The 25360-nt window shown below is 62.0% G+C and carries 22 protein-coding genes; 6 read left to right on the top strand and 16 right to left on the bottom strand.

Going from position 1 to position 25360, the window contains the following annotated elements; genetic code table 11:
• Window positions 1-26 precede the first annotated feature (26 nt).
• From FJ423_RS21530 to FJ423_RS21555, 6 genes are all read right to left on the bottom strand, one after another.
• The gene (locus tag FJ423_RS21530) at window positions 27-2207 is read right to left on the bottom strand and encodes a xanthine dehydrogenase family protein molybdopterin-binding subunit (RefSeq protein ID WP_140845051.1); all 2181 of its coding nucleotides are present in this window, start codon (window positions 2205-2207) and stop codon (window positions 27-29) included.
• A 13-nt stretch (window positions 2208-2220) separates the two neighbouring features.
• A complete protein-coding gene (locus FJ423_RS21535) occupies window positions 2221-2676 on the bottom strand; it encodes a (2Fe-2S)-binding protein (protein WP_140844947.1) in 456 nt (151 codons plus the stop codon).
• 218 nt (window positions 2677-2894) lie between these two features.
• Entirely contained in the window at window positions 2895-3257 is a 363-nt protein-coding gene (locus tag FJ423_RS33640; RefSeq protein ID WP_181174867.1) for a hypothetical protein, read from the bottom strand.
• A gap of 300 nt (window positions 3258-3557) precedes the next feature.
• Complete coding sequence (locus tag FJ423_RS21545; RefSeq protein ID WP_140844954.1) at window positions 3558-4175, bottom strand: response regulator; 618 nt, start codon at window positions 4173-4175, stop codon at window positions 3558-3560.
• Between the two features lie 97 nt (window positions 4176-4272).
• Window positions 4273-4647 carry a response regulator gene (locus tag FJ423_RS21550; protein ID WP_140844960.1) on the bottom strand — a complete coding sequence of 125 codons (375 nt, stop codon included), beginning with the start codon at window positions 4645-4647 and terminating at the stop codon, window positions 4273-4275.
• The gene (locus FJ423_RS21555) at window positions 4644-8051 is read right to left on the bottom strand and encodes a PAS domain S-box protein (protein WP_181174868.1); all 3408 of its coding nucleotides are present in this window, start codon (window positions 8049-8051) and stop codon (window positions 4644-4646) included. The genes FJ423_RS21550 and FJ423_RS21555 overlap by 4 nt, the downstream gene beginning before the upstream one ends.
• A gap of 294 nt (window positions 8052-8345) precedes the next feature.
• Here FJ423_RS21555 and FJ423_RS21560 point away from each other — a divergent pair, with 294 nt between their 5' ends.
• Window positions 8346-8810, top strand: coding sequence for a MaoC family dehydratase (locus tag FJ423_RS21560; protein WP_140844972.1), 465 nt, complete (start codon window positions 8346-8348; stop codon window positions 8808-8810).
• A 357-nt stretch (window positions 8811-9167) separates the two neighbouring features.
• Here the strand turns inward: FJ423_RS21560 and FJ423_RS21565 are convergent, their stop codons facing one another.
• From FJ423_RS21565 to FJ423_RS21575, 3 genes are all read right to left on the bottom strand, one after another.
• A complete protein-coding gene (locus tag FJ423_RS21565; protein ID WP_140844976.1) occupies window positions 9168-10100 on the bottom strand; it encodes an NAD(P)H-binding protein in 933 nt (310 codons plus the stop codon).
• Window positions 10101-10207: 107 nt separating this feature from the next.
• A complete protein-coding gene (locus FJ423_RS21570) occupies window positions 10208-10603 on the bottom strand; it encodes a hypothetical protein (RefSeq protein ID WP_140844980.1) in 396 nt (131 codons plus the stop codon).
• Between the two features lie 283 nt (window positions 10604-10886).
• Window positions 10887-11627 carry an alpha/beta hydrolase gene (locus FJ423_RS21575; protein WP_246680222.1) on the bottom strand — a complete coding sequence of 247 codons (741 nt, stop codon included), beginning with the start codon at window positions 11625-11627 and terminating at the stop codon, window positions 10887-10889.
• Window positions 11628-12113: 486 nt separating this feature from the next.
• Here FJ423_RS21575 and FJ423_RS21580 point away from each other — a divergent pair, with 486 nt between their 5' ends.
• The 5 genes from FJ423_RS21580 (at window position 12114) to FJ423_RS21600 (ending at window position 16940) form a co-directional block, all read left to right on the top strand.
• On the top strand, window positions 12114-12773 hold the full coding sequence (locus FJ423_RS21580; RefSeq protein WP_140844991.1) for a VOC family protein: 660 nt from the start codon (window positions 12114-12116) through the stop codon (window positions 12771-12773).
• Window positions 12774-13043: 270 nt separating this feature from the next.
• Window positions 13044-14339: an epoxide hydrolase family protein gene (locus tag FJ423_RS21585; RefSeq protein ID WP_140844999.1), complete on the top strand. Its 1296-nt coding sequence runs from the start codon at window positions 13044-13046 to the stop codon at window positions 14337-14339.
• A gap of 116 nt (window positions 14340-14455) precedes the next feature.
• On the top strand, window positions 14456-15262 hold the full coding sequence (locus FJ423_RS21590; RefSeq protein ID WP_140845007.1) for an SDR family oxidoreductase: 807 nt from the start codon (window positions 14456-14458) through the stop codon (window positions 15260-15262).
• Between the two features lie 91 nt (window positions 15263-15353).
• Window positions 15354-15791 carry an organic hydroperoxide resistance protein gene (locus FJ423_RS21595; RefSeq protein ID WP_140845014.1) on the top strand — a complete coding sequence of 146 codons (438 nt, stop codon included), beginning with the start codon at window positions 15354-15356 and terminating at the stop codon, window positions 15789-15791.
• 84 nt (window positions 15792-15875) lie between these two features.
• A complete protein-coding gene (locus FJ423_RS21600; protein ID WP_140845026.1) occupies window positions 15876-16940 on the top strand; it encodes an alpha/beta hydrolase in 1065 nt (354 codons plus the stop codon).
• A 524-nt stretch (window positions 16941-17464) separates the two neighbouring features.
• Here FJ423_RS21600 and FJ423_RS21610 read toward each other — a convergent pair.
• The 7 genes from FJ423_RS21610 to FJ423_RS21640 all read right to left on the bottom strand — a co-directional run bounded on the left by FJ423_RS21610 (window position 17465) and on the right by FJ423_RS21640 (window position 25232).
• Window positions 17465-18433, bottom strand: a complete 969-nt coding sequence (locus FJ423_RS21610) for a biotin/lipoyl-binding protein (protein WP_140845027.1) — start codon at window positions 18431-18433, stop codon at window positions 17465-17467.
• Window positions 18426-20741 (bottom strand): ABC transporter permease, encoded by a 2316-nt coding sequence (locus FJ423_RS21615; protein ID WP_140845028.1) that lies wholly within the window; start codon window positions 20739-20741, stop codon window positions 18426-18428. Before FJ423_RS21615 ends, FJ423_RS21610 begins: the two co-directional genes overlap by 8 nt.
• Complete coding sequence (locus FJ423_RS21620; RefSeq protein ID WP_246680219.1) at window positions 20738-21823, bottom strand: efflux RND transporter periplasmic adaptor subunit; 1086 nt, start codon at window positions 21821-21823, stop codon at window positions 20738-20740. Before FJ423_RS21620 ends, FJ423_RS21615 begins: the two co-directional genes overlap by 4 nt.
• Before the next feature lie 59 nt (window positions 21824-21882).
• The gene (locus tag FJ423_RS21625; protein WP_140845029.1) at window positions 21883-22221 is read right to left on the bottom strand and encodes a Rieske 2Fe-2S domain-containing protein; all 339 of its coding nucleotides are present in this window, start codon (window positions 22219-22221) and stop codon (window positions 21883-21885) included.
• 11 nt (window positions 22222-22232) lie between these two features.
• Window positions 22233-23966 (bottom strand): GMC family oxidoreductase, encoded by a 1734-nt coding sequence (locus FJ423_RS21630; RefSeq protein ID WP_140845030.1) that lies wholly within the window; start codon window positions 23964-23966, stop codon window positions 22233-22235.
• A gap of 94 nt (window positions 23967-24060) precedes the next feature.
• Entirely contained in the window at window positions 24061-24774 is a 714-nt protein-coding gene (locus FJ423_RS21635) for a hypothetical protein (RefSeq protein ID WP_140845031.1), read from the bottom strand.
• On the bottom strand, window positions 24771-25232 hold the full coding sequence (locus FJ423_RS21640; protein WP_140845032.1) for a hypothetical protein: 462 nt from the start codon (window positions 25230-25232) through the stop codon (window positions 24771-24773). Before FJ423_RS21640 ends, FJ423_RS21635 begins: the two co-directional genes overlap by 4 nt.
• Window positions 25233-25360 lie beyond the last annotated feature (128 nt).

Here is a 25360-nt window from a genome sequence, read left to right on the forward strand (position 1 = left end):
CAGCCCCAGCGTCACTTCACTCGGGATCAACCCAACTGCTTCAACACTTCGGGGTCCACCGGCAGCTTGCGCATCCGCTTTCCCGTGGCTGCGAAGATCGCGTTGGTCACAGCCGGCACGATGCAAGACGTGCCGGCCTCACCCATGCCGCCTGGGGCCTCCGAGCTTGGGACGAGGTGAACTTCGACGGAAGGTGCCTCATCGATACGCAACATCTTGTAAGTATCGAAATTGGTCTGCTCGACACGGCCATCCGTCACGGTAATCTCTCCGTGCAGCGCCGCGGTGATACCGAACATGACTGCGCCTTGTATCTGTGCCTCGACGGTATTGGGGTTCACGACGATCCCGCAATCGACGGCGCAGACGACTCGCCGGACGCGAACCTTGCCGTCCTCCGCCACTTCGACCTCGGCAACATGCGCCATGTAGCTGGCGAAGGTATTCTGGATCGAGACGCCGCGTCCCACCCGCGGTGGCAGCTTCTCGCCCCAGCCCGCCTTCTTGGCGGCAAGCTCCAGTACGGCCTTGGCGCGTGGCGTCTTATCGAGCAGCGCCAGACGATACGCCACCGGATCCTGCTTGGCCGCCGCCGCGAGTTCATCCATGAAACTCTCGGTGACAAAGACATTGTGCGATGGCCCGACACTGCGCCAGAAGGCGGTTGGAATGCCTGGCGGCTCGACGCGTACATATTCGACATGCAGGTTTGGCAGATCATAGACCAAGCCGATGGCGCCTTCAGTCGTGTCCGGATCAAGGCCGTTGTTGAAGCCCGGCGGCAGCCATCGCGCGATGATGGAGGACCCGGCAAAGCGATTGTTCCAGGCGACTGGCATGCCTTTGGCGTCGAGCCCCGCGGACAACCTGTCATGGAACATGGGGCGGTACATGTCGTGCTGGATATCTTCCTCGCGCGTCCACACGACCTTGACCGGACCGTCGACCTGCCTAGCGATCTCGACGGTACGGACCACACCATCAACCTCGAGCCGGCGTCCAAAACCGCCGCCGATAAGGTGGTTGTGCACCACCACCTGCTCCGGCTGCATGCCCAGCACTTTCGCCGCGGCGGTCTGAGCGCGCGCGATCGTCTGATTTCCAACCCAGATCTCACACCCACCCTTGCGCACATGGGCTGTGCAGTTCATTGGTTCCATCGTCGCATGCGCGAGGAACGGAACGTGATAGGTCGCCTCGACCTTAATAGCCGCGCCGGCCATCGCCCGGTCTACATTGCCAACGGTCTCGGCAACCGCTCCTGGCTTCACGGTCGCCTGCTCGAGCTCCGCGGAGATCACTTCGGTGGTGAGGCCAGCGTGGGGGCCATCATCCCACTCGATCATCAGTGCCTCGAGTCCCTTCTTCGCCGCGCCCATATGATCCGCGACAATCGCGATTGCGTCGTCGAGTTTCACGATCTGGCGCACACCGTTGACGGCCTTCGCCGCAGCATCGTCCACGCTTTTGACACGGCCGCCGAACACCGGCGTCTGCACCAATGTGGCGATTTTCACGCCGGGCGGACGGGCATCGATACCGAAGACCACGGTTCCGTTCACCTTCGCGGAGAGGTCGAGTCGCTTGGCCGGCGTGCCGATCAGCTTGAAATCCTGCGGCTGCTTGAGCAAAACATCTCCCGGAACCGGCATGCGTGCCGCTTCGGCGGCGAGCTCGCCATAGCCAAGGTGTCGGCCGGTCATGGCATGGATCACCTCGCCGCGCTGCGCATGGCAGGTCGCCGGGTCGACATTCCAGCGCGCTGCTGCGGCTGAAACGAGCATCGTCCGCGCGGCCGCACCGGCCTGGCGCATCGGCTTCCATGCCCCCCGGATCGCGTTCGAATTACCCGTTGCCTGCACGCCAAGCAGTGGATTGGCATAGAGCTTCTCATTGGGTGGAGCATGTTCCAGCTTCACCTGGTCGAGGTCCACCTCCAGTTCCTCGGCGATCAGCATCGGGATCGAGGTGTACGTGCCCTGCCCCATCTCGACATAGGGCATCGTCAGCACGATCTGTCCGTCTGTCTCGATGCGGATGAAGGCGTTGGGGATGAACCCCTCGTTACCGGCATTGGCTGCCGGCAAGGTGAAACCAAGTATCAGGCCGCCGCCCGCTGCCGCTGCAGCCTGCAGGAAGCTGCGACGAGAAAGAGTGTTCATCGAAGCCGGGTCGGAGGCCCGGGACCTGTCGCGATTTACGATCATGATTGCCTCCCCTTCAGCTCGCAGCGGCCTGCTTGATCGCCTCGCGGATGCGCGCATAGGTCCCGCAGCGGCAGATGTTGCCCGACATCGCGTCGTTGATGTCGGTATCCGTCGGATGGGAATTGCTTGCCAGCAACGCCGTGGCGGACATGATCTGGCCCGACTGGCAGTATCCGCATTGTGGGACTTCCCGGTCGAGCCAGGCCTTCTGGATCGCGGCGCCGGCATCGGTCGCGCCGATCGCTTCGATCGTGGTGACCTGGGACTGGCCAATGCTGTCGATCGGGGTGACGCAGGAGCGAATGGCCTGCCCGTCCAGATGCACGGTGCAGGCACCGCACAGCGCCATGCCGCAGCCGAATTTTGTGCCGGTCATGCCCAATACATCGCGCAGCACCCAGAGAAGCGGCGTGTCGTCATCAACATCCACGCTATGTGTCTGACCGTTGACATTAATGGTGAAGGCCATGGAGTTCTCTCCCTCGCAACCGGGTGGCGATCCCCAAGGTTACGGCCCGGCGGCAGGGAGTCGATTGTACGTTAGTGTCGCCGGTACTTTGGAATAATTGAAGCGCCGTCCGATATCCGCGAAATACCGGATAAGGCTCAGCCGCAATGAGGCCGGGTCTGTACTGAATTATCCGCCGCGGCATCGAATACATCATTCCGCCTGGCGGTCACATGCGATCAGGAGACATCAGTGAGACAGCCAATTGCCATCTTGGCGGGCGCCATCGCGTTTGCTTGCGCTCCGCCAGCTTCAGCAGAAGACATCGATGCGTGAAAAACCGTTTTCAAGAAATGCACGGCTTGCCACGCGGGTGATACAACCACGAACAAGGTCGGGCCATATCTTGGCACGTGATCGGCCGCCCGGGCGGCACGGTCGATGGTTTTAAATACTCGAAGGCAATGGCCGGGGGCGGAGCGGCGGGTCTGGTGTGGGATGAAGTGACGCTCGCCGAATATTTGGCGGCCCCCAAAACCAAGGTTCCCGGAACGACGATGACATTTGCCGGGCTGAAAGCCGGACGACGTCCAAACAGTCATCGCCTATCTCAAATCCCTGTCGAAGTAGTTGGTGGGGTGAGATCAATCCAAAGGTGTTGCCGATGCCAACGTGCTATAAATAGATTGTCGTTGCTCCCGCGCATCTGACAGCGCATCAGAACAAAATCGCTAGCAATCCCGAACTTAGAGGAGAGACGGCATGACGAAAATTCCGAGCCCCGATCCCTTGTTCGAATGTCCAAGACCGTTGTGGAAGCCGCGCAAACCGCCAAATAGCGCTCTTGCATCAAAACTCAGAATAAAAGATCGAGAGGGATGCCGAATGATCGGCATCTTTTCCTAGCGTCCGATACCGAGCCGGGCGGCCATGTTCACCAGGTCGGCAAGGGAGCGGGCCTGCATTTTTCGCATCGCCTGACCTCGGTGCGCCTTTACCGTGATCTCGCTGATGCCGAGTTCGAAGCCGACCTGTTTGTTCATAAGCCCCGAAACCACCAGTGCCATTACTTCCTGCTCGCGATGGCTGAGTGACGCATGACGCTCCCGCAGCGCCATCCCCTCCGATTCCAGCGCGAGCGCGGTCTTGCTGCGATCGAGAGCCTGTTCGACAGCGGCGAGCAGGACCTCGTCGCTGAACGGCTTGGTCAGGAACTCCACGGCACCGGCTTTCATCGCCTTCACGGTCATCGGCACGTCGCCATAGCCGGTGACGAAGATGATCGGCATTTCGGTGCGCTCGACGGAGACTAGCTTCTGCACGTCCAGCCCATTCAGATCGGGAAGATTGACATCCAGGATCAGACAGTTCGGCACCGCCGGACGGGACCAGGCGAGGAATTCCTGTCCGGACTGGCATGTCTTTGCCAGCCAGCCAGCCGACTGGATCAGCAATTCCAGGGACTCACGCACGGAGATGTCATCGTCGACGACGAATACGACAGGTGTTTCATATGACATGGACATACACCTCGCCCCCCACGCTCGATGCAGTCACTAAATACTTGCGGATGGCAATCATCGCTTCACGGCAGCTCATGACAAGACCTCCTCCTGATCAAGCGGCACGAAACGCCGAGTTGAGTGCCTCCTGCAGGGCCGCATCGCTGAAGGGTTTGAACAGGCACGCAACCGCGCCCTGTTCGATCAGGCGCGGCCGCACCGTATCGTCCTTAAGCGCCGTGATGAAGATTGTCGGGATTGACTGACCACGACGCGCCAGTTCGCGCTGCAAGTCGGGGCCCGTCATGCCGGGCATGACGACATCGAGGATCAGGCATCTGGTCTCGCTCACACGATCCGACCTCAGAAACTCTTCCGCCGACGAGAACCCATGAGCACGGAACCCGAACTCGCGGAGCAGGTCTGGCAGCGACTCGCGTACCGACTCATCGTCATCGACGACCGACACGAGTGGATGCATGACATTCATAAAATCCTCGCTGCGGCTTGGGCACTGCTGATGACCGGCGCAAAATTTGCTCCGGTCGCTTGGACGGGGATCTCGTCCCCTGAATATTTCGGTATCGAAACGAAGAATGTGGCTCCGGGTCCATTGTTTCCTTCGGCCCATAGACGTCCGCCATGGCTCTCGACGATAGACCGGCTGACCGATAGTCCGATTCCCATGCCCTCGCTCTTGGTGGTGTAGAAGGCTTGAAACAGCTTCTCCGCGCCCAGAGGCCCGAAGCCGATGCCCGCATCCTGCACCGAGAGGCGCACGAGATCGTCGCCGCCGGCCTCGCTACGGATCAGCAATCGCCGCGGGCGATCTTCGACTTCGTTCATTGCATCCACGGCGTTGCGCAAAAGGTTCATGATCACCTGCTGAAGCTGGATCCGGTCGCCGCCGACGGGCTGAAGTCCATCGTCGAGTTCGGTGCGTAAAACCACACGCCGGCGCTGAAAGTCATTCCAGGACAGCGCGATGACTTCACGCACAGCCTCGTTCAGATCCACCGGCTCGATAGTGACGGCTTTCTTGGTGAACAGAGAACGCAGCCGCGCGATCACATCGGCCGCGCGATTGCCGTCGCGGATCGTGCGGCGCGCCGTTTCGCGCGCGCCATCAACATTTGGCGGGTCGGCAGCCAGCATACGAAGGCAGGTGCCGGCATTGGTTATGATGCCCGACAGCGGCTGGTTGACCTCATGCGCGATCGAGGCCGTCAGCGCGCCGAGGCTCATGATGCGGGTTACCTGCGCAAGTTCGGACCGCAGCTTCTCGACTGCTTCTTCAGAGAGCCGGCGTTGCGTGATGTCAAGAACCGCGCCTATATATTCGATCACGCCGTCGTTGCTGTGGCAGCCAGCCCGGTGCGCAATCAGATGCAGATACTTGACCGATTGGTCCGGCAGCACGATCCGATGCTGGTATTCGAAGTCGCGTTCACCGCGTTGAGCCCGCTCCACCATATCGGCCATCATCGGCATGTCTTCGGGATGAACCCGGCTGGCGATTTGATCGAGCGTCACGGCCTTGCCCGGCTCGAACTCGAAGATGCGATAGAGTTGCTCCGACCAGATGATTTCGCCGCTCGTGACATTCCAGGAAAGGTTGCCCACGCGAGCGAGGTGCTGGCCTTCCGCCAGGAACGCTTCACTGCGCCGAAGAGCGTCTTCGGCCCGCTTGCGCTCCGTCATATCGCGCGTGACGCCGAGTTGCACGATTGAGCCGTCACTCTCGCGCAAGGGCGCGGCGTGAGTTTCCATGTGTCGGCGAATGCCTTGCGCGTTGACAAGGTCGAACTCCAGAAAGCCTTTTTGCCCAGAGCAGACCTTTTCGTGGAATTCGCGATACCGCGCCTGATGCTCGGGCGCGACGAAATCGACGAATCTCTGGCCAATTACGGCGTCCACGGAAGGCACACCGGCCATCACGGCACCGGCCGCGTTGGTGCGCAGCACCGTGCCGTCGCGAGCAACCACTTTCACACATTCAGGCGTCGTTTCGACGATCGCGCGGAAGCCGTCCTCGCTGCGTTTGCGGTCATCTATTTCGGTATTGACGCCGTACCATTTGATGATGTTGCCGTTCTCATCGCGCATGGGGTTGGTGCGGAACATGAACCAGCGATACTGCCCGTCATGGCGGCGTACGCGTCCCTCCGTCTCGCCAGCCCTGCCGGCGGCAAGCATGACGTCCCAGTCGGCGAGGATTTTGGGCAGATCGTCCGGGTGAAAAGCCTCTGTCCACCCCCAACCCTGGACTTGCTCGAGGGTGCGCCCGACATACTCAAGATATTGCTCGTTATAGAAGTCGATCAAACCGTCGGGTGTCGCCGTCCATGCAAGCGCTGGAATCGTATTGATCGTGTTGAGGAGATTGCGCTCGCTCGTCGCGAGAGCCTGCTCGGCACGCTTTCTATCTTCGATATCGTGACTGACGCCATACCAGCGGATCACCCGGCCCTGCTCGTCTCGCATTGGCACCCGCCGCCCCAGATGCCAACGATACGTGCCATCCGCCATGCGCGCACGATATTCGCACTCAAACGGCTCTTCCTTGGCCAGACATTCGCGCCATCGATTCTCGGCGAACCCAAGATCATCCGGATGGAAAATTTTCCGCCAATCCACATCAGCGGGGAAGCCGCTAAGTTCGATCGCCTGTCTATTGGCGGAAACACGGATGCCGTCGGCATCGTAGATGCCGACTCTGGCGGGAATGCTGTCGAGGATCAGCCGTGATTCGCGCTCGCTCTCGCGCAACGACGCCTCAGCCCGCTTCCGGTCGTCTATATCTGTCTGCAGGGCGTACCAACAGATAATATGTCCGGAGGGGTCGTGAAGAGGAACGCCTCGACTGTAAAACCATCGATACACCCCATCGAAGCGACGCAAGCGATATTCGATTTCATAGGGCATGCCGGAAGCGATCGCCCTGTTGAATATCTCGGTCACTCCCGGAAGATCGTCGTCATGTATTGTTCTGTTTGTTGCCCATTTCCGTAGCTCTTCCGGAGTCAGGCCGTGATACTCAGCCATTTGCTGGTTTACGACGTCGGTCCTGCCGTCAGGCGTCAGGATGGCCACTAGGCCGGGAATGCCATCGACGATGGCGCGCGCCTGCCGTTCGCTTTCGCGCAGCGCATCCTCAGCTCGTTTGCGGTCCTCGATATCGATCAGCAAATGGAGCCAGCGCAGAATGTTGCCCTGGGGATCCCGCAAAGGCAGGCCATGGACGTTGTACCAGCGATAGATGCCGTCGGCGCGGCGGTGGCGGCTCTCGACATTGTAGGGTCTGCCATTCCGGTGCGCTTCGACCTGTGCCGCGACCGTGCGCTCGAGATCGCCCGGATGGACAACCTCGGAAACCTTCCAGCTTTTTAGTTCCTCCAAGGTCTTGCCGAAGTAATCGAGCGTGGGTTGATTGAGACGCTCGATTTCACCGGACGGAGTCGTCACCGCGACCGGGATCGGAATACTGTCGACGATCGATTGAAAATAAAGATCACGCTCTCGCAATGTCTCCTTGGCTCGCCGCAAATCGTCGATATCGGTGACCACACCACACCATCTGAAGATACGTCCGGCGGCGTCGCGCACCGGATTGCATTGGATGAGGAGCGAGCAATACTGCCCGTCGACCCGTCGCACGCGCGCCTCCATGTCGCCGGGCTCGCCGGAAGCCAGGATCGACTGCCAGCGTTCAAGCAATTTGGGCAGGTTGTCCGGGTCGACCACAGCCCGCCACTCCCAGCCATGGGCTTCGTCCAGCCCGAGACCGGTGTATTCAGACCAGCGTCGGTTGATGAAGTTGATCTTACCGTCAGGTAGCGCTGTCCACGTCATGGCCGGATGTGCGTCCAGGACGCGACCGAGATCGATCTCCATTGTCATCCTTTCCCGTCAAGCCGCAACCATGCGCCAGCCCCCGTCGGACCGTCTATTATGCCTTGGTGTCGGTCTCTCGAAGCCAAGCCAATCCGCAGCCTGCCGATACCATCGTGCAATAGAATTGCGGCGAGCGACAGTCGATCTTCTATGCATCTGACGCGGGTCAATTCGTGGCTGCGAGGCCGGGCGATGTGTCATGGGCGATCAAGAAATTGTCGATTCAAGCGTCACGGCAATCAGACCCACTGAGCGGCCGATTATCGAAACGGAACCAAGTCGAGGAGGTAAGCCGTGAATAACTCAGCGTCTGATCCTCTCTTTCTGGACGACCTTCATGTCGGTCAGCGCTTCACCAGTGCGACCCACACAATTGACGAGGCGCAGATCAAGGCGTTCGCGGCTCAATTCGATCCGCAGCCTTTTCACGCGGACGACCAGGCAGCCAGAAAAACACTTTTCAACGGCCTCGCGGCAAGCGGATGGCACACTGCTGCAATCACGATGCGTCTCAACGTCGAGTCCGGCCTTCCCCTGGCAGGTGGGATCATCGGCGCAGGCGGAGAGATCAACTGGCCTGCGCCGACGCGGCCCGGCGACATATTGCACGTGGAAAGCGAGGTCGCCGAGATCACACCTTCGCGCTCGAAGCCCGATCGAGGCATTGCACTCATTCTGAGCCGCACGATCAATCAGCATGGCGAGGTCGTTCAGATCCTCAAGGCGAAGCTCGTCGTCCCGCGCAGACCCGCGACCTGAGCGCTCGCCGATCCAGCGCGGTCGCGCCGGCGGTTTGCCATCGGCACGCATGCCATCGATTCACCTCAGATCAAGCGGTTCGCCGCCGAATACGATCCGTAGCCGGAGGCCGCGAACGACACTTCTTCCATGGCCTCGCTGCCAGCGGCTGGCAAGCAGGAATCGGCCTTCGCGAGCTCACCCCTCGAAAATCAGAAAACACGTACGACGGATCCGATGGGGCCGCCGAAAATCCATCATACGGTCGATCAGCGCCTCCACCATGTTCGAAAGACGGGCGTGCGTACAGTAGAAATCGGAGCGTGAGGGACGGCACTGTGTCCGAATTCCGGATAATCGCCTGCGATCATGAGCGTCTCAGGAATCCGCCGGTCCAGGCAGCTTGAACTCAGCGGCATGCAGCTTAACGAAGTCGCGCATGTTCGTCGGTGCTTCGCCGGTCAGTTTGCGCAGGGTGTCTGTCATGCGGTCGTAACGCCCCTGCTTAGTAAGCTCAGTCATGGCTGAGAGATGCCTGACGACGAATTCGGGAAGCTGCATATGACGAAGGCTATCGCTCCACCCTGGGAGTGGGACGTCGTAATATCGGATGGGCCTGCCGAGCGCTTCGGAAAAGACACGCGCATAATGTTCCAGATCGGCCGATTCCGGCCCGGTTAGATCGTAGATCTGCCCGATATGCGGAGCGGGATCGTCGAGGATCACCGCCACCGCTCGCGCCACGTCTACCGCAGAGATCGGCGAGGTTTTGCCGCTGCCGAACGGCAGAGCCAACGCATCGGAGGCCCGCACACCGGGAGCGGTGAGTTGAAGAAAAAAGCCCTCGAGGAAGACTGTCGGCCGGATCGTGACAACCGGCAGTCCCGACCACGACAAAGCCTGCTCTGACAGCCAGTGCAGCTTATGCTGCGGGCTGTCGGTAGTCTCACTAATGCTCATCTGCGAGACCGTCATCTGCGACATGTTCACGAAAGCATCGACGCCGTAGTGGCGCGCCACCGCCGCGGTGTTGACCGTGGCTTCCAGGTAGGCCGCGGAGGTAGACATTCCAAAATAGATGCGCCGGCAGCCTTCGATGGCGCGATGCATTGAGGCAAGGTCCGTCAGGTCGCCCACAACGACCTCTGCGCCGATTCGTCGTAGGGCCTCAGCGCGCTCGTCCTCACGCCGAACCATGGCGCGCACCTTGTGCCCCCTTGCGAGCAGGAATTCGGTGAGGTTGCGACCGATGCCACCGACAGCGCCGGCTGCTCCAGTCACGAGAATCGGGCTGTCGTGTTTCGTCGTCATATTGGCTGACCTCGGGCTATATTCAAAAGACGAACTACTGCGATTTCCGCGCCTGGGGTCGAAGTTATTTGTGCGGCGACCTGGCCTTAGCGCTGCGGCAATCCGGCCTAATATTCCCAGAAATCGTCTGGAACAGAGCTTCCCATAGCAGCCCGCATGGCATCCCGAAAAAGTTTCGCAGCGGGCATTGGACGAAAAGCGATTGCGCGATCAACGATACGCCCCTCGTCGTCTTCTTCGATAATATCGAAGCTTTCCAGCTCGTGACCCTGAATTTTTCCCTTCCACCTTAGTAGCGTTCTTCGGTCGTCCAGCTTCCACTCACCCGTATAGGCACCTTCTCGTAGCGTGGTCGACGTTGCGAAGATCTTCGCAACGACCGCACGACCCTTTAGGGCCCGAATTAATACTGGGCTGTGAAAGACCACATTTGCAGCGAGAATTGTTTCGTAGTCAGCCACGGTGGCGTGGCCTGACTCACGAAGTTTTCGAATTGCATGCATGGCGGATGACTCCTTCGATGGTAATGACCCTTCGGTTGCTTCTCGGTGATGTTGGCGGGTCAAGCCGGCATCGCCCGCGCCAGGAAGCCGCGCGTCAGTGACCCCTCCGCACAATGATCTCAAGCGCGAAGTGACCGCTGTCGATCGGGTGGAACTCGATCTGGCAACGCCCGGAATTGGCATCAGCCATTGCTGACTCTCTCGATCACGAGGGCACTTGGGTTCTCACGGCAGAGCATCTAATGGCGAGATCGTGGGCTTTCGTGCCTGACGTTGGATCGCCTCATTGGGCGGTTGCCGCATCCTCAATGACTTTCGCCACGGCGTCAGGATGCGAGATCATAACGACATGCGAGGCGCCTTTGACAACCAAGGTTTCACGAGCATGCACGCGTTCGGCCATCCAGGCATGCAGTTTCGGAGGGATCGCGGTGTCGTGATCGCCGTAGACGAACCATGACGGGATGGTCTTCCAGGCGGGTTCCGTCGCCGCTTCGCCGAATGCGATATCGGTGATGGGCCGCTGCGTCGCCGCCGCCAACTTGGCTTCCGCCTCGGGCAGGTCTGGCGCGAAAGCCTGCTGGAACTTGTCCTGCCGAACATAGAGATCGCTGCCGCCGCCCGGCAGAGGCACCGGCGATGCGAGCGTGTCGGGGCCGAGCAGGCTCCCCGGAAACTTGCTATCGAGGCTACCAGCGCTTTCTCCCGCTTCCGGCGCGAAGGCCGCGACATAAACGAGAGCCTTCACGTTGGCCTGCCCGTTCGCCGCATTGCTGATCACCATGCCGCCGTAGGAATGCCCGACCAACACGACCGGCGCCTTGAAGGTTGCGAGGAGGCTGTGGACGATGTCAGCGTCGCCTTTGACGCTGCGCAGCGGGTTGGCGGCTGCGACGACTGGGTAGCCGTCCTTCTCGAGGATGGCGACCACGCCATACCAACTCGACGAATCTGCAAAGGCACCGTGCACCAGAACGATGGTCGGCTTGGCTGGCTGCGCCGTGGCGGTAGCTCCCGTGAGCATGAGACCGGCAAATGCCAAGGCTGGCGCGAGGATTTTCATCATAGACTCCTTTCTTCGACCTATAGATTCAAACCGAAGCGTCTCGTCGATGCGATAGCGTCGCTGTGATGCTCGTGTGCCCGCCGTGCCACCACTTGGTAGCGAGCGCCGCGCGTCCTCCTGATCTGATTTCCAGTCCAGGGAGATGCCCCGAGCGTGAGCGCGATCTAATCATGAGTTGTTCGCCGGGGCGATTGGACGAAGGTGTCGCCGAGCAATGGCGTCGCTCCCGCCCTTCGCCGGCTACCGCCTTCTATCTGATCAGTTCGACTTCCAGCTTGGCTCGAACCCAATCGCTCCCATGCCGGAACAGATTGCGACGCAGTTGCGCCGGCCGGCGTGCTCACCAGGCCGATCGATCCAAAAGTATTGCCGATACCAACGTCCAATCGATTGCTGCTGCCGCCGCTGCCAATCTCTCACAAAACCAGAGCTATGGAGATGAACATGAACGATACCTTGACAATCAACGAACCTGCGGCCGAGGCCGCGAAAACTCCAAATGTCGACTTGAAGCTGGAAGTCGTCATTATCTCTGTTTCGGACGTGGACCGTGCCAAGCGCTTCTACGCCAGCCTGGGCTGGAGACTCGATGCCGACTTCGCCAATGGCGAGACCTTTAGGGTCGTGCAGTTCACCCCGCCCGGCTCGCCGAGCTCGATTCACTTCGGCAAGGGGTTGACCTCAGCCGCGCCGGGACCGGGGCAGACACTCTATCTCGTCGTGTCCGACATCGAGGCGGCGCGTGCCGCGCTCATCGCTCGCGGCGCCGATGTCAGTGAAGTGTTCCACCGCGCAGCCGTGGGCGGCGCACCGATCAGCGGCCGGGATCCGGAGCGCCGCACCTATAACTCGTTCGCAACGTTCAGCGATCCGGACGGCAACATCTGGTTGCTCCAGGAAATCACCGCACGACTGCCCGGACGCGTGGTCGCAGACGTCACTGCTTTTGGCTCGGTTACTGATCTGGCCGGCGCGATGCGACGTGCATCGATTGCCCATGGAGAGCATGAGAAACGCAACGGCGGCCAGCACGATGAGAACTGGCCGCACTGGTACGCCGAGTACATGGTCGCAGAGCACGCCGGCAAGCCGCTGCCGCTTTAGGCAGTGGTTGTCCGGCGATCCTAATGGGACGGCTTGCCCCGGTCGGAGCACTAACCGTGCCAAGCAAGCGAAATCGCGCCGATCGATCTTCAGTCCGAGAGCACGCATCGAGCCCGATGCGTGCTCTCTTACTGTCCAGACTTGCCCTCCTAAACAGTTGTCCCGACTCATCCGAAAGTATCGCCGATACCTTCGTGCAATGGATTTGTTTCCGCCCACAGCCGATCTCTGTGCTCGTATTCGAACAGTCGGTCTGCACAGGAGGACATCATGTCGGCAAAATTGTTATCACCCACGCGGCGCGAACTGCTCGCTGCCACTGCGGCGGCCGGGGCCATCAGCCTGCTTCCCGGAATGCTGGGCGCCGCAGCCGCTGAAGCATCTATCCGCCCCTTCAGCGTCAACTTCCCGCAGGACCAGCTCGACGACCTGCATCGGCGTGTCGTGGCAACCCGCTGGCCGGACAAGGAGCAAGTGGCGGATACGACACAGGGCGTGCAGCTCGCGACGATGCAGCAGCTTGTGCAGCACTGGGCCAATCACGACTGGCGCAAGGTCGAGGCGCGACTGAACGCGCTGCCGAACTTCATCACCGAAATCGACGGTCTCGACATCCACTTCATCCATGTGCGCTCCAAGCATGAGAATGCGCTGCCCATGGTCGTTACCCACGGCTGGCCCGGCTCGGTCATCGAGCAGCTCAAGATCGTCAGCCCACTGACCGACCCTACCGCGCATGGCGGAACCGAAGCGGATGCCTTCCATCTCGTGATCCCGTCGCTGCCCGGCTACGGCTTCTCCGGAAAGCCGACTGAGCCAGGCTGGATTCCCTCCCGCATCGCCAAGGCCTGGGCGGTGCTTATGCAGCGCCTCGGCTATACGAAGTACGTGGCGCAGGGCGGCGACTGGGGCAATGCCGTCACCGAGAACATGGCCGTACAGCAGCCAGCCGGGTTGCTCGGCATCCACACGAATATGCCGGCTACCGTTCCGGCGGAGATCAATCAGTCGCTCGCCGCGGGCGCGCCTCCCGCTGGTCTCAGCGCCGATGAGGTCAATGCCTGGAACCAGCTCGACTTCTTCAATAAGAACGGCCTCGGCTATGCCATCGAGATGAACAACCGGCCGCAGACGCTCTACGCACTCGTGGATTCACCCGTCGGCCTGGCGGCGTGGATGATGGATCACGACGATCGCAGCCAGAAGATGATCGCCCGCGCCTTTGCTGGGCAGAGCGAGGGTCTGTCGCCTGACGACGTCCTGGACAACGTCACGCTCTACTGGCTGACGAACACCGCGATATCGTCGGCGCGCCTTTACTGGGACAACGCGCAGCATCCGGCGGGTGGCTTCTTCGACCCGCGCGGCATCACGATTCCGGTCGCGGTCACCGCCTATCCGGAGGAGATCTATACGGCGCCGCGGAACTGGGCGGAGAAGGCATATCCCAAGCTGATACACTACAACAAGGCACCGAAGGGCGGCCACTTCGCCGCCTGGGAACAGCCCGAATTCTTCGTTGAGGAGATGCGGGCGGCGTTCAGGCCGCTGCGCCAACAGATCTGAGGCGACAGGGCGGCCTCCCACCGCCCTCTGCCGCTGGCGCGGCCGGGTCTCCCCTTGCCCGGCCGCGCATCCCACACGTCGGCAATGCTGGCGCAAACCTTAAGCGGAGAAGAACGATGTCGACGACTTCCACAGGGATCGCAGTGGTCACCGGCGCCTCCTCAGGTATTGGCGCGATCTATGCTGACCGGCTGGCGCATCGCGGCTATGACCTCGTATTGGTTGCGCGCAGCCAAAAGAAGCTCGACGAAGTGGCAGGGCGCGTCGCCGGCGCGACCGGCCGCATCGTTCGCGTCATGGCGGCTGACCTCAACGACAAGGCAGATTTGAAGCGGGTGGAAACGCTGCTCGCCAGCGAGCCTGAGATTGCCATGCTGGTCAACAACGCCGGCGTCGGTTCGGTCGCACCGTTGGTCGAGGCCGATGTCGACGCGATGGAACAGATGATCGCGCTCAACGTGACCGCGCTTACGCGCCTGACCTACGCGGCAGCACCATCCTTCGTGTCGCGTGGCGGAGGGGCGATCGTCAACGTTGCGTCGATCGTTGCCATCCGACCAGAGTCCCTCAACGGCGTCTATGGCGGCACGAAAGCCTTCGTGCTGGCGTTCAGCCTGTCGCTGGTCAAGGAACTGGCCGCCAGCAATGTGCGCGTCCAAGCCGTACTGCCGGGCGCGACGGCTACCGATTTTTGGGACTTATCCGGCAGGCCGATCGAAAACCTTCCAAGCGCGATCGTCATGTCGGCCGAGGACATGGTCGATGCTGCGCTTGCGGGCTTCGACCAGGGCGAGTTGGTCACCATTCCTGCACTGCCCGATGCCGCCGACTGGCATGCCTACGAAGCAGCACGGCAGAAACTCATGCCCAATCTGTCGCATCGCATTCCTGCAGCGCGCTACCGCGTTGCAGCAACTGCCTGACGCAGGCCCGGCGAAGCGCCGGGCAAGTCTAGATCACACCGGCGACCGCCTGCTTCCCTAAAGCCTCGACCAAGATCTGAAAGGAACGACAATGTCACAGACGGCAAAGGACCTGCAGAGCGAGAAGCTTCTGTATACGAGCCATGTTCACACACAGGGCGGCCGCGATCATGGCATCGCCCGCAGCAATGACGGTCAGCTTGAGGTTAAATTCTCGCCGCCAGGCTCCGGACGGCCTGGAACCAATCCCGAACAGATGCTCGCTGCCGGCTGGTCGGCCTGCTTCGAGGGCGCGCTCGACATCGTCGCACGCAAGCGCCGGATCACGGTTGCCGAGGACCCGACCATCGATGCCGAAGTGGACCTGAACTACGGCGCCGACGGCTTCTTCCTGCGGGCGCGCCTCAACGTCAGCCTTCCCGGCATCGAGCGGCATACCGCCCAGACCATCATCGACGAGGCACACAAGATCTGCCCCTACTCCAAGGCTCTGAGCAGAAGCATCGACGTCACCGTCAGCCTCATCTGAGCCCGGCCACTGCATTGTTGGCCGGCGCAAAAGACGCGCTGGTTCCCTGGGCATCCCAGCATCCGCGAACACGAGGCATTTGCCATGAACACGAACACCGTTTCTGAAACCATCGATCCCCGCCGTCGCCAACTGATCGGCGCAGCAGCAATGGGGCTGGCGGCGGCGGAATTCGCAATGGTACGGCCGGCGTGGGCAGCCTCCGGCACGACAAGTCCGGCGAAGGTGACCGCTATGGCGACAATACCCGACGGATTCGCGGGCATGAAGCAGATCAATGCCGGCGTCCTGAACATCGGCTATGCGGACCTCGGCCCGTCCGACGGGTTGCCCGTCATCCTGTTGCATGGCTGGCCCTATGACATCCATACCTATGCCGATGTCGCGCCGATCCTGGCGTCAAAAGGCCACCGAGTCATCGTCCCGCATTTGCGCGGCTACGGCAGCACGCGCTTCCTGTCGAGCGATGCGCCACGCAACGGCCAGCAGTCCGCGATCGCTTCCGACGTGGTGGCGCTGATGGATGCCCTGGCGATCGACAACGCGATCCTCGGTGGCTGCGATTGGGGTGCCCGCACCGCCAACATCGTCGCCGCACTTTGGCCGGAGCGCTGCAAGGCGATGGTCTCGGTGAGCGGCTATCTTATCGGCAACCAGCAACTCGGCATGGTGCCGCTGCCACCCAAGGCAGAGCTGCAATGGTGGTATCAATACTACTTCGCAACCGAGCGCGGCCGCGCCGGTTACGAGAAATACCGGCGCGATTTCGCGCGGCTGATCTGGCAGACGGCTTCGCCGCAGTGGAACTTCGATGACGCTACTTTCGAACGCAGCGCGGCGGCCTTCAACAATCCTGACCACGTCGCGATCGTGACACACAATTACCGCTGGCGGCTCGGTCTCGCTGAAGGCGAGACTCAGTATGACGCGCTAGAGCAGCGGCTCGCGCAGGCGCCCGTCATCACCGTGCCCACGATCACGCTCGAGGGTGACGCGAACGGCGCACCGCACCCCGAACCGGGCGTATACGCAAAGATGTTCTCGGGTGGCTACGAGCACCGGTCTATCGCCGGCGGCATCGGCCACAACCTGCCCCAGGAAGCGCCGCAGGCATTTGCCCAGGCAGTCATCGACGTCGAGGGCCTCTGATGCCAACAAAGGGCATGTGGTTCCGCTTTCGGTGTGGCGCCTTGTCACGACCCCAGCGCGCCAGGCGCGAAACAGATAGGACCCCCCCGGGGGGAAGCCATGAATGATCTCTTGCAAAATGTCCTGGAGGCGCATGGCTCGCTCGCTGTAACGCATTCAGCACCGTCCGCGCGCAGGTCGTGACCGGTGGAGGCCTTTGGGCCTCAAGGGCCTAATCCAGGACGCAGGGCCAAGGCAGATGACTGTATCGCTGCGGGAAGAGTTTGCTTCCGTCACGCCCTTCGGGTGGACGTGGCAGGCTCCTTCCCGGCCGCGCAGTATGTGGACCAGATCGTTGAGGCCCAGGGTATGAAGATGCCCACCATAAGGCGGGCCTACCTCCGCGGTCCGGATATGCGGCCAGTGCGCGACCTGCTGATGGTCGCTATCGACCTGGGCGGCTTCTCCTTTTCCGAGCGCATGTTGCCCACAAATGCGCTGCGGTTTTGCGACGACGATAGGCGCAAAACCAACTCACGCCGCTCTCATCGAGATATCCAGACCGTCATGCCTGGTTCGAGTCCGCTCGCATCGCCTTGCGGGTCGAGACGCAGCCGCAGCGTGTTGCGGTCGTGGTCGCCGACCGCGCGCTCGGCCTGCCAAGTCGCGAACGCGCCGAGCGGCCGCAGCTCGGTGACCACGGCCGGCATCGTCCCGGATTCGCCGGCCCGAGCCACCTGGACCGCCGTCCCGACCGTGAGACCCAGCAGCAGATCCTCGCGCGCGTTGAACGACAGCCACTGCTTGCCGGTCGCCGCGATGGCAAGCACGGGTTGCCCGGCGCGCACGTTCTCGCCGATCCCGGCGACGACCACGCTCACGACACCATCAACGGGAGAACGCAAGACGGTCTTGTCCAACCGCCGCTCGAACATCGCGAGCTCGGCCGCCGCCGACTGTACCTGTGCGTCAGCGATGGCCAGCTCCTCATTCGTCGCTCCAGAGACCGCCGCCGCGTGGTCGGCCTCCGCTTCGGCGACGTCGGCCCGCGCTGCAGAGACATCCTCGGTAGCCTGGTCGAGCGTCTGCAGCGAGGCGAAGTCGCCCTGCGTCAATCTGGATGCCCGTAGAAGCTGCGCTTCCATATAGACCAACTTCGATTTTGCCTTGCCGATCTTGGCCGCAAGGGCATCGATCTGTTCGGCCCGCACGCCGGCATAGATATGATCGCGGGAGGCGTTCGCGGCCTTGAGTGAGGCCCGCGCCTGCGCCACCGCGGCGGTCAATTCGAGCGCCGAGAGTTCGGCCAGAACATCGCCGGCGCGCACGGTGTCGCCCTTCGCCACTTTCAGGGTCGCAAGCTGTCCTCCGACTTCCGGCGCAACGCGGACCTCCGTTGCGCGCACGACACCGGCGATCGGCGCCGCCGGCGCAGGGCGCGACAGATAATAATACCCGCCGACGCATGCGCCGGCCAGGATGACAACAGGCACGAGAATCCGGACATTAGCCATGAACATGGCTCCTCTTGAGCAAGGCCGCCGACATCACGGCAAGCGCGAAGAAAGCGGACACAAGAACCCACAAGCCTATCCAGTCATACGCTACTTCCCAGAGGCTGGCGCCGAGCTGATTGATGCGGACGAGGCCGTCGATCGCCCAATCCGCGGGGAAGACGTAGCCAATTGTCAGCACCGATTTGGGGATCGCCTCGCGCGGCCAGGCGAAGCCGGTCACGAACAGCAGCGGCAGGCTTGTGCCGAGGAAGAGGAGTGTCGGTATTTCGGGACGCTTGAACCATGGACCGACCGCCTGCCCCATGAAGCTGGTCGCGAGAACGAGCAGCGAGGCGAGCACGAACAGCTGCAACGGGTCGCCGAGCGTCGAGAAGCCGTAGACGCGCGGCAGCACGACAAGATAGAGCGCAAGCGGCGCCAGGAAGATCGTCAGGTGGGCGACGCCGCGTCCGAGCACGTTGGCGAACGCGCTGCCCGCCGTCTGTGCCACGGCCAGGCGACTCAGTGTCGCGGCTCCGATCAGGAGTGTCTGCTGCAGGATCAGTACGAACACCGCCGGGACAATGTAGCTCGCATAGCCGCCGACTGGATTGAAGATCGGCTGCAGCAGGATGTTGGCCGGACTTGCGGATGCCAGCGCTGCCTTGACAAGGCTGCCGTCGGACCGCGCGCCACCCGCCGCGAGCTCGAACGAGAGCGCATTGACCGCAGCTGCTATGCCGTTGGCGGTCGTGCGGAATGCGAACAGGTAGGTGGCATCGGCGTAAATCGGCATGTGGGCGGGCAAGCCCTTGAGCACATCCCGCTCTGTGCCAGGCGGGATGCCCACCACCGCGAAGGCCTTGCCGGCGTCGACGGCGGCATGCGCTTCAGCCAGAGTGTTGGAACGCACCGCCACGCCGACTGCGCCGCTCGCCTCCAAGGTCTGCACAATCGTCCGGCTCAGATCGCTCAGGTCGTTATCGACGATCGCGATTGGAATCTTGCGCAGGATCTGGCCCAGATAAGGTTGCGGAAAGAACACGCCGTAGATCAGCGGCGTTATGATCAGGATGATGAAGGGACCGCGCATTCGGAGCACGCGCGCCCATTCGGCTGCAAAAGCCTCCCCGACGCTGCGCGGCGCCGCAGCGGGTGGCGCCAGTTCCGGCCGGGGCGCTTCATGGTTCATGCCAGCCGCGACCGAGCGTAAGCGAAGGAGCGCGAGCAGCGCAAACAGCACGGCCAGTCCCGCCAGCGCCGCGAACGCCATTGCGGATTCCTGGACAGGCAGCCCGCGTGCCGCCTGCCCGAGCAGCACTTCCATATACCAGCGCAACGGCAGGATCGCGCCCCAGCCTACCGAAAACATGTTCATGGCGATAATCGGAAAGCCGACCCCGACAAAACCGAACGCCGGAGAGACGATCAGGCCAGTGATCCCTAATCCACTCGGCAGGTCGCGCAACAGCAGTTGCAGCAGGGCCCCGAGCGCAAGATAGCCGATGATCATCAGCGACGCGGCGGCGATGACCATCGCCGCACTACCCCTGAACGGAATCTCGAATATGCCCTCTAGGATCAACGGGACGGACAGCATGATCAGGAAAAAGATCGCAAACAGCGGCGCCAGCTTGCCAGCGAGTGCAACGATCGGATTGCCACCGGCGCATCGCATCCAGGCGCGCATGCTGCGCCGTCGGAACTCAGATCCGACCGCGTAGCCGGCCGCCAGTGCGACGACGATGTGTACGACGACCGGCAGCAGTGCGCGCAACAGGAATTGGGCGTAGTTGCGAGCTGGATTGACCAGCGCGATGACTTCGGGAACGAGCGACCCGATACTGGACGCCTTTGGCGCCGCAGGATCCGCAGCGGTCCTGATGGCGGCGGACAGACTTTCGCTCAGGCCCGAGGACACCACACCCGCAGCCGTCAGGAACTGCTGATTATAGAAGGCGACGATCTGCGGCCGGCGCGCAGCCTTGAGGTCACGTTCAAAGTTTGCCGGGATATAGATTGCCGCGATGGTGTCGCCGGTGCGGATCGTTTGCGCCGCCGTGGCCAGGTCGCCCGTGCGCTCGACGATTGCGAGATTGGGAGAGGCGGCCACCTGCTCTACGAATGCGCGCGAGACTTCCGAGTGGTCCGCATCGACGACGACCACCCCGAGACCGCGGATCACCGGCTGGCTGAAGGCCGTGGCCAACACAACGAAACCGAACATCGGCACGCCGAAGATCAGGATCAGCGCCACGCGATCATGCAGCAGCCATCGCCATTCACGCCTGGCGACCAGCCAGAACCCGGGTCTCGGCGCTTTCATCTGGGCCAGTCCAGATAGGCGCTCATGCCGGGCCTGAGCTCTGGCACTTTGTCGACCGGATAAGCGCGGATGGAAAAGGTTCGAAGGTCGAAATCGCCGGTGGCGCGGGTGGCGCGCCAGCTCGCATATTCGCCCTTGCCGGCGATCAGCTTGACCTCGACGGTGATCGGGCGGTCACCAAGCGCCGGCACTCGGACATCGAGGCGGTCGCCGACCTTGAGCGTCTTGACCAGATCTTCGCGCAGGTCGAAGTGTATCCACAGGTCGTTGAGATCAATCAGCGTGACCAGCGGCACGCCCGGCGACACGAACTCACCGGGCTCCAAGTTGCGCTGGTACACCTGCGACGCGACTGGCGCATATACCACCATCTGATCGATGACCGATTGAACTGCCTTGATGTCTGCCTGCGCCTTGCCGACATTCGCCGCCGCGATCCCGCGCTCTTCACGCGTATAGCCGTTGACCGCCTGCTGGTAGGCCGACGTGGCCTGATCGCCGGCGCGCTCGGCCTCATGCAGGCTATCGGTCGCCTGATCGAGCCGCGCCTGTGGCGCGTTGCCGTCCTCCGTCAACTTGCGGGTGCGCTCATAGGTCTTTTGTGCCAGCACCAGGGCGCCTTGCGCCCTATCGAGCGCGGCCTTGCGCGCCGCTACCACCTCTGGCCGGGTGCCGGCGTCAATGTTCGCGAGTTGCGCGTCGGCAACGGCCTTGGCGGCGACGGCCTGCTCGTATTTCGCCAGGGTTTCGGGATTGTCGATCCGCACCAGGACAGTGTTGGCTGTGACGTTGTCGCCGCGGGCGACCGGTATGTCCCCGACACGGCCGTCGACCCGCGCCGCGATATCGAAGCGGGTTGCGTCCACCTCGCCCTGCACCAACAGCGGCTGGCCCCGCACCAGATAGTAGATCGACAGGGTGGCAACCGCGGCGATGACCACGGCGACAATGATGGAGGGAATGCGACTGGGCACCGGGGCTTGCACCCTCGGCACCGCCGGCAGCGGTTCAGACGCCTGTGGCATCGTGAGTGCCGGTGCTGGTGCACCTTCCGTTCGAGCTTCACTGACTACGGTGTCCATTCGAATTTCCCCGTCGCTGGATTGCCGGGCAGTTTCAGGGCCGCACTGCCAAGTGCCGATCAGCCGACAACCCGGATTTGAATACTGCCTTCGAGCTCTTGCACTTCGTAGACTTTGAGCGGCTTGGTCGCCGGGCCATTGATCACCGCTCCGGTGGCAATGTCGAACCGGGAGCCGTGGCATTGGCACATGATGACCATCCCGGTCAGGAGCCCGCCGGAGAGCGGGCACGCCCTGTCGGCGCAGGTGCAGAGGTCATCGAACGCGTAAAGTCGGTCTTCGACCCGCGCGATCGAAATTCGTTGTTTGCGATCGTCCAGGTAGCGGGGGACGACGAAGCCATCGGGAAACGCGGCACCCTGCCCGACCGCAAGAATGAGATTGATAGCTGCAGACATCGCCGTCTCCTTCAGTACGGGTATTCCGGAATGACGTCGGACTTCTTCGCGTCGAGCCTCAGTTCGCCTGGAGCCCCGGCCGGCACGAATGGACGGTGTGGCATGACAGGATCGATACGCTCGTAGCCGGAGTTCAAAGGCGGTCGCGTATCCGCCTCACCCTTGTTGGGCCAGAGCGACATGGCGCGCTCGGCAAGGGCTGTGATCGTCAGCGACGGGTTCACGCCTGGGTTGGCCGGCATGACGCTCCCGTCCATGACGTGAAGACCGGGCTGTCCGAAAACGCGCTGATAGGGATCCACGGCGCCGCTTTCGCTGCTTTCGCCGATGGGAATCCCGCCGGTGAAGTGAGCCGTAGCGGCGCGGTTGATCACTTCGGTGACCAGCGCTCCTTCGCCGCTGTCCATCTTGCCTGCCAGCCGGTCGACGAACTCCTCGACGATCGGGATGTGCACCGAAGGAGGCGCGCCCGAACCCCGTCGGCTTCGCAGCAGGCCGTCGTGCCAGTAAAGGTCGATCGAGGTGTCGGTGGTCTGCATGCACAGCATGATCGCCGCCCGTTCGGACCAGTGACGCGGATCGCTGACGCCCAACGTTTGGGCCGGGTTTTCGGCCAATTCCTTAAGCCAGGACCGCGTCGGGTGCTTCTGTTTGCCATGCTGATGGTAGGTGAACAGGAGCGAAAACAGTGAGCTTCCGACCCCGTAATAGACAGGCTCGATGCTTGTCGCCGCGTCCGGCCAGACGCCGGAGGTGATCGCTATGGACCCAGGCGTGATGTGGATTTTCTCCGGATCACGCTTCCATTCTCCGTGGGGCCGGGAGATCACGAGAAGCTGTTCGGAGTTCGTCCGCGCGCGTTGTCCGAGTTGGCTCGACAGGCCTGTCAGGTTGCCTTTGTGCTGCACGTGATGAAGCAGCTTGGACGAGCCGTACGCATGCGCGGCGACGATCACCTGCTCGGCGGTGTATGTGTGATGGTGGAGGTGCGCCGCTCGCTGCGCCCAGCCGGGATGACGCGCATGCACCTCAAAGCCGCCTCCGTCGAGCCGGACGAGATCGTACACCTCATGCAATTCATGGACGTCGACGCCCAGCTTTTCCGCCAGGTAGAGATAGTTCGTTGTCACCTTGTTCTTGGCGTTGTGACCGCAGCCAATCTGGCAGTTGCCGCAGGAGATGCATCCGGTGCGCCGCGGTCCGACCCCGCCGAAGTATGGATCGGCGGCTTCGGCGCCCGGGCTGCCGAAATAGACACCTACGGGAGCCTTGTTGAATGTTTCTCCTTTCCCCATGTCAATGGCGACCTGATGCATGTGCCGGTCGACGTCGGTCGGCATGTAAGGATAGCGAACCACACCGAACATCCGTCTTGCCTGGTCGTAGCAAGGCGCCAGCTCGTCGGCCCAGTCAGTAATCCCAGCCCATCCCGGCGCATCAAAAAACTGCTTCGGAGGTACGTAGAGCGTGTTGCCGTAGACGTGCGAGCCGCCGCCCACGCCAGCACCGCAAAGAACCAACACGTCGTCCAGATACTCGATCCTCTGAATCCCGTACAATTCTGCCGCCGGGAACCACAAATAGTGCTGCATGTTCCAGTTGGTCTTCGGAATGTCTTCGTCCCTCCAGCGCCGGCCGGACTCAACGACGCCAACCCGATAGCCCTTCTCCGCGGCGCGGAGCGCAGCAACGCTTCCGCCGAACCCGGAGCCGATGATCACCACGTCGTAATCGAAACTGGTCATGAGCTTTTCCTTCCCAGCTGTGCTGGATCCGACAGTCGGATACGCGAGCCTCATTGGGGGCGCACGTCGAGGACCATTTCATGCGGTATCGTCATCACCAGCCAGCGCGCGTCGCAGGTCGGGTCAGGAGGACTCGGCTTACAACCAATATCCATGCCAGACCGATGGCGGGCGAGACGAGCCGCGAATAGGCGCCGTCCGGTGCCCAGAATCCGTCGCTCAGCCACGTGGTGCCGCCCAGCAGGACGAGCACGACGGCTGTGACCCCAACCGCAAAGAGCGCATTCGAGATCAGCTTGGCCCGCCACAGCCCAAATGCCGCCGACATCACCAGCATGGCGCGGGGGAACGAACTCAGCACGACGCCGGCCCATGCGAAGTCGTTCAGTCCCGATGTGAACGCTGAATTTCCGGAGCCGGCGATCGAGTACGCCAGCGCTGCACTTACCGTAACGAGCAGAGCGAAAAGCCCTCCGAATACCGCGCTGGAGGCGGTCGCTGCGGCGCCCCAACCGTCTTGTCCGGCGTCCGCCAGGGTGGTTCTGATCGCCGCCGCGAACCACATGAGGTTGAGCATGGCGAACCCGCCGACGATGGCGGCAATCAGGATCCGCGTGCGATCGCCGACATAGAACGCGACGAGTTCGTCGGCTGGCGCCCCGACCGACGGCTGATAGCCGTAGACGAAGTATGCGACCATGAAGAGCCCGACGGCCTGGATGCCAGCGGTGCGCCACAGATGTTCCCAGAATGGAGGGCTCGTGTAGACGCTGGTGGATGGGTTCATCGATGTGGTGGGCGTGTTCATGACGATCTCCTCTCGAATTGAAGTTGATGTGGCTGCTCTGGTGTGAATTCAACGTTGGCGCTTGTCGCTGAATCAGAGCCGTCGAGGTCGCCCAGCAGCCCGGCCAGATCCATTTCCGCACCTCTCGTCTGGAAGCCGCGCTTGAAGGCAGCCTGGAAGCGGCTGAGGCCCTCGGGAGTGCGCGAGCCCTCGCCAAAGAGATCGGGATCGCGACGAAAGTCCTCGACGGGTGCGAGGGCGATCGCGTTGACGCACTTCTTGAGCGCGGCGGCGGGTTCATTGCGCACGGTGAGCGTCTCGAAAACCGCTGTGTTTACTTGCGCGGCCACGGCGGAGCCCGCCGGCGGCAATGCCGATCCTGATCTGCGCATGATGATCTCGTTTGGAACGAAGATATTGATAAGTGGTAATTTGATCGAGTGGAGGTGCGGCGGCAATTGCACGTAGGTATTGCCCATTAGAGCGCGAGAACCAGCCTGAATTACAGGAACCGTAGTGCGAAATCTCAGCTTGCTACTGCACGCGAAATGAATAACGATCTGCACCCCACCAATACAAAAGTATTTCCGATACCAAGGTGCAATGG

It is taken from the genome of Mesorhizobium sp. B2-8-9, assembly GCF_006439475.1.
Classification (GTDB): Bacteria; Pseudomonadota; Alphaproteobacteria; order Rhizobiales; family Rhizobiaceae; genus Mesorhizobium.

Bases quoted from the DNA above. Each gene is read 5' to 3' on its own strand.
- FJ423_RS21570 (WP_140844980.1), bottom strand. From the start codon at position 10,603: ATGCATGCAATTCGAAAACTTCGTGAGTCAGGCCACGCCACCGTGGCT.
- FJ423_RS21630 (WP_140845030.1), bottom strand. From the start codon at position 23,966: ATGACCAGTTTCGATTACGACGTGGTGATCATCGGCTCCGGGTTCGGC.
- FJ423_RS21545 (WP_140844954.1), bottom strand. From the start codon at position 4,175: ATGTCATATGAAACACCTGTCGTATTCGTCGTCGACGATGACATCTCC.
- FJ423_RS33640 (WP_181174867.1), bottom strand. From the start codon at position 3,257: ATGACTGTTTGGACGTCGTCCGGCTTTCAGCCCGGCAAATGTCATCGT.
- FJ423_RS21535 (WP_140844947.1), bottom strand. From the start codon at position 2,676: ATGGCCTTCACCATTAATGTCAACGGTCAGACACATAGCGTGGATGTT.
- FJ423_RS21620 (WP_246680219.1), bottom strand. From the start codon at position 21,823: ATGGACACCGTAGTCAGTGAAGCTCGAACGGAAGGTGCACCAGCACCG.
- FJ423_RS21640 (WP_140845032.1), bottom strand. From the start codon at position 25,232: ATGGGCAATACCTACGTGCAATTGCCGCCGCACCTCCACTCGATCAAA.
- FJ423_RS21595 (WP_140845014.1), top strand. From the start codon at position 15,354: ATGTCACAGACGGCAAAGGACCTGCAGAGCGAGAAGCTTCTGTATACG.
- FJ423_RS21575 (WP_246680222.1), bottom strand. From the start codon at position 11,627: ATGCTCACGGGAGCTACCGCCACGGCGCAGCCAGCCAAGCCGACCATC.
- FJ423_RS21625 (WP_140845029.1), bottom strand. From the start codon at position 22,221: ATGTCTGCAGCTATCAATCTCATTCTTGCGGTCGGGCAGGGTGCCGCG.
- FJ423_RS21565 (WP_140844976.1), bottom strand. From the start codon at position 10,100: ATGACGACGAAACACGACAGCCCGATTCTCGTGACTGGAGCAGCCGGC.
- FJ423_RS21580 (WP_140844991.1), top strand. From the start codon at position 12,114: ATGAACGATACCTTGACAATCAACGAACCTGCGGCCGAGGCCGCGAAA.
- FJ423_RS21615 (WP_140845028.1), bottom strand. From the start codon at position 20,741: ATGAAAGCGCCGAGACCCGGGTTCTGGCTGGTCGCCAGGCGTGAATGG.
- FJ423_RS21530 (WP_140845051.1), bottom strand. From the start codon at position 2,207: ATGATCGTAAATCGCGACAGGTCCCGGGCCTCCGACCCGGCTTCGATG.
- FJ423_RS21585 (WP_140844999.1), top strand. From the start codon at position 13,044: ATGTCGGCAAAATTGTTATCACCCACGCGGCGCGAACTGCTCGCTGCC.
- FJ423_RS21635 (WP_140845031.1), bottom strand. From the start codon at position 24,774: ATGAACACGCCCACCACATCGATGAACCCATCCACCAGCGTCTACACG.
- FJ423_RS21600 (WP_140845026.1), top strand. From the start codon at position 15,876: ATGAACACGAACACCGTTTCTGAAACCATCGATCCCCGCCGTCGCCAA.
- FJ423_RS21590 (WP_140845007.1), top strand. From the start codon at position 14,456: ATGTCGACGACTTCCACAGGGATCGCAGTGGTCACCGGCGCCTCCTCA.
- FJ423_RS21610 (WP_140845027.1), bottom strand. From the start codon at position 18,433: ATGGCTAATGTCCGGATTCTCGTGCCTGTTGTCATCCTGGCCGGCGCA.
- FJ423_RS21550 (WP_140844960.1), bottom strand. From the start codon at position 4,647: ATGAATGTCATGCATCCACTCGTGTCGGTCGTCGATGACGATGAGTCG.
- FJ423_RS21555 (WP_181174868.1), bottom strand. From the start codon at position 8,051: ATGGAGATCGATCTCGGTCGCGTCCTGGACGCACATCCGGCCATGACG.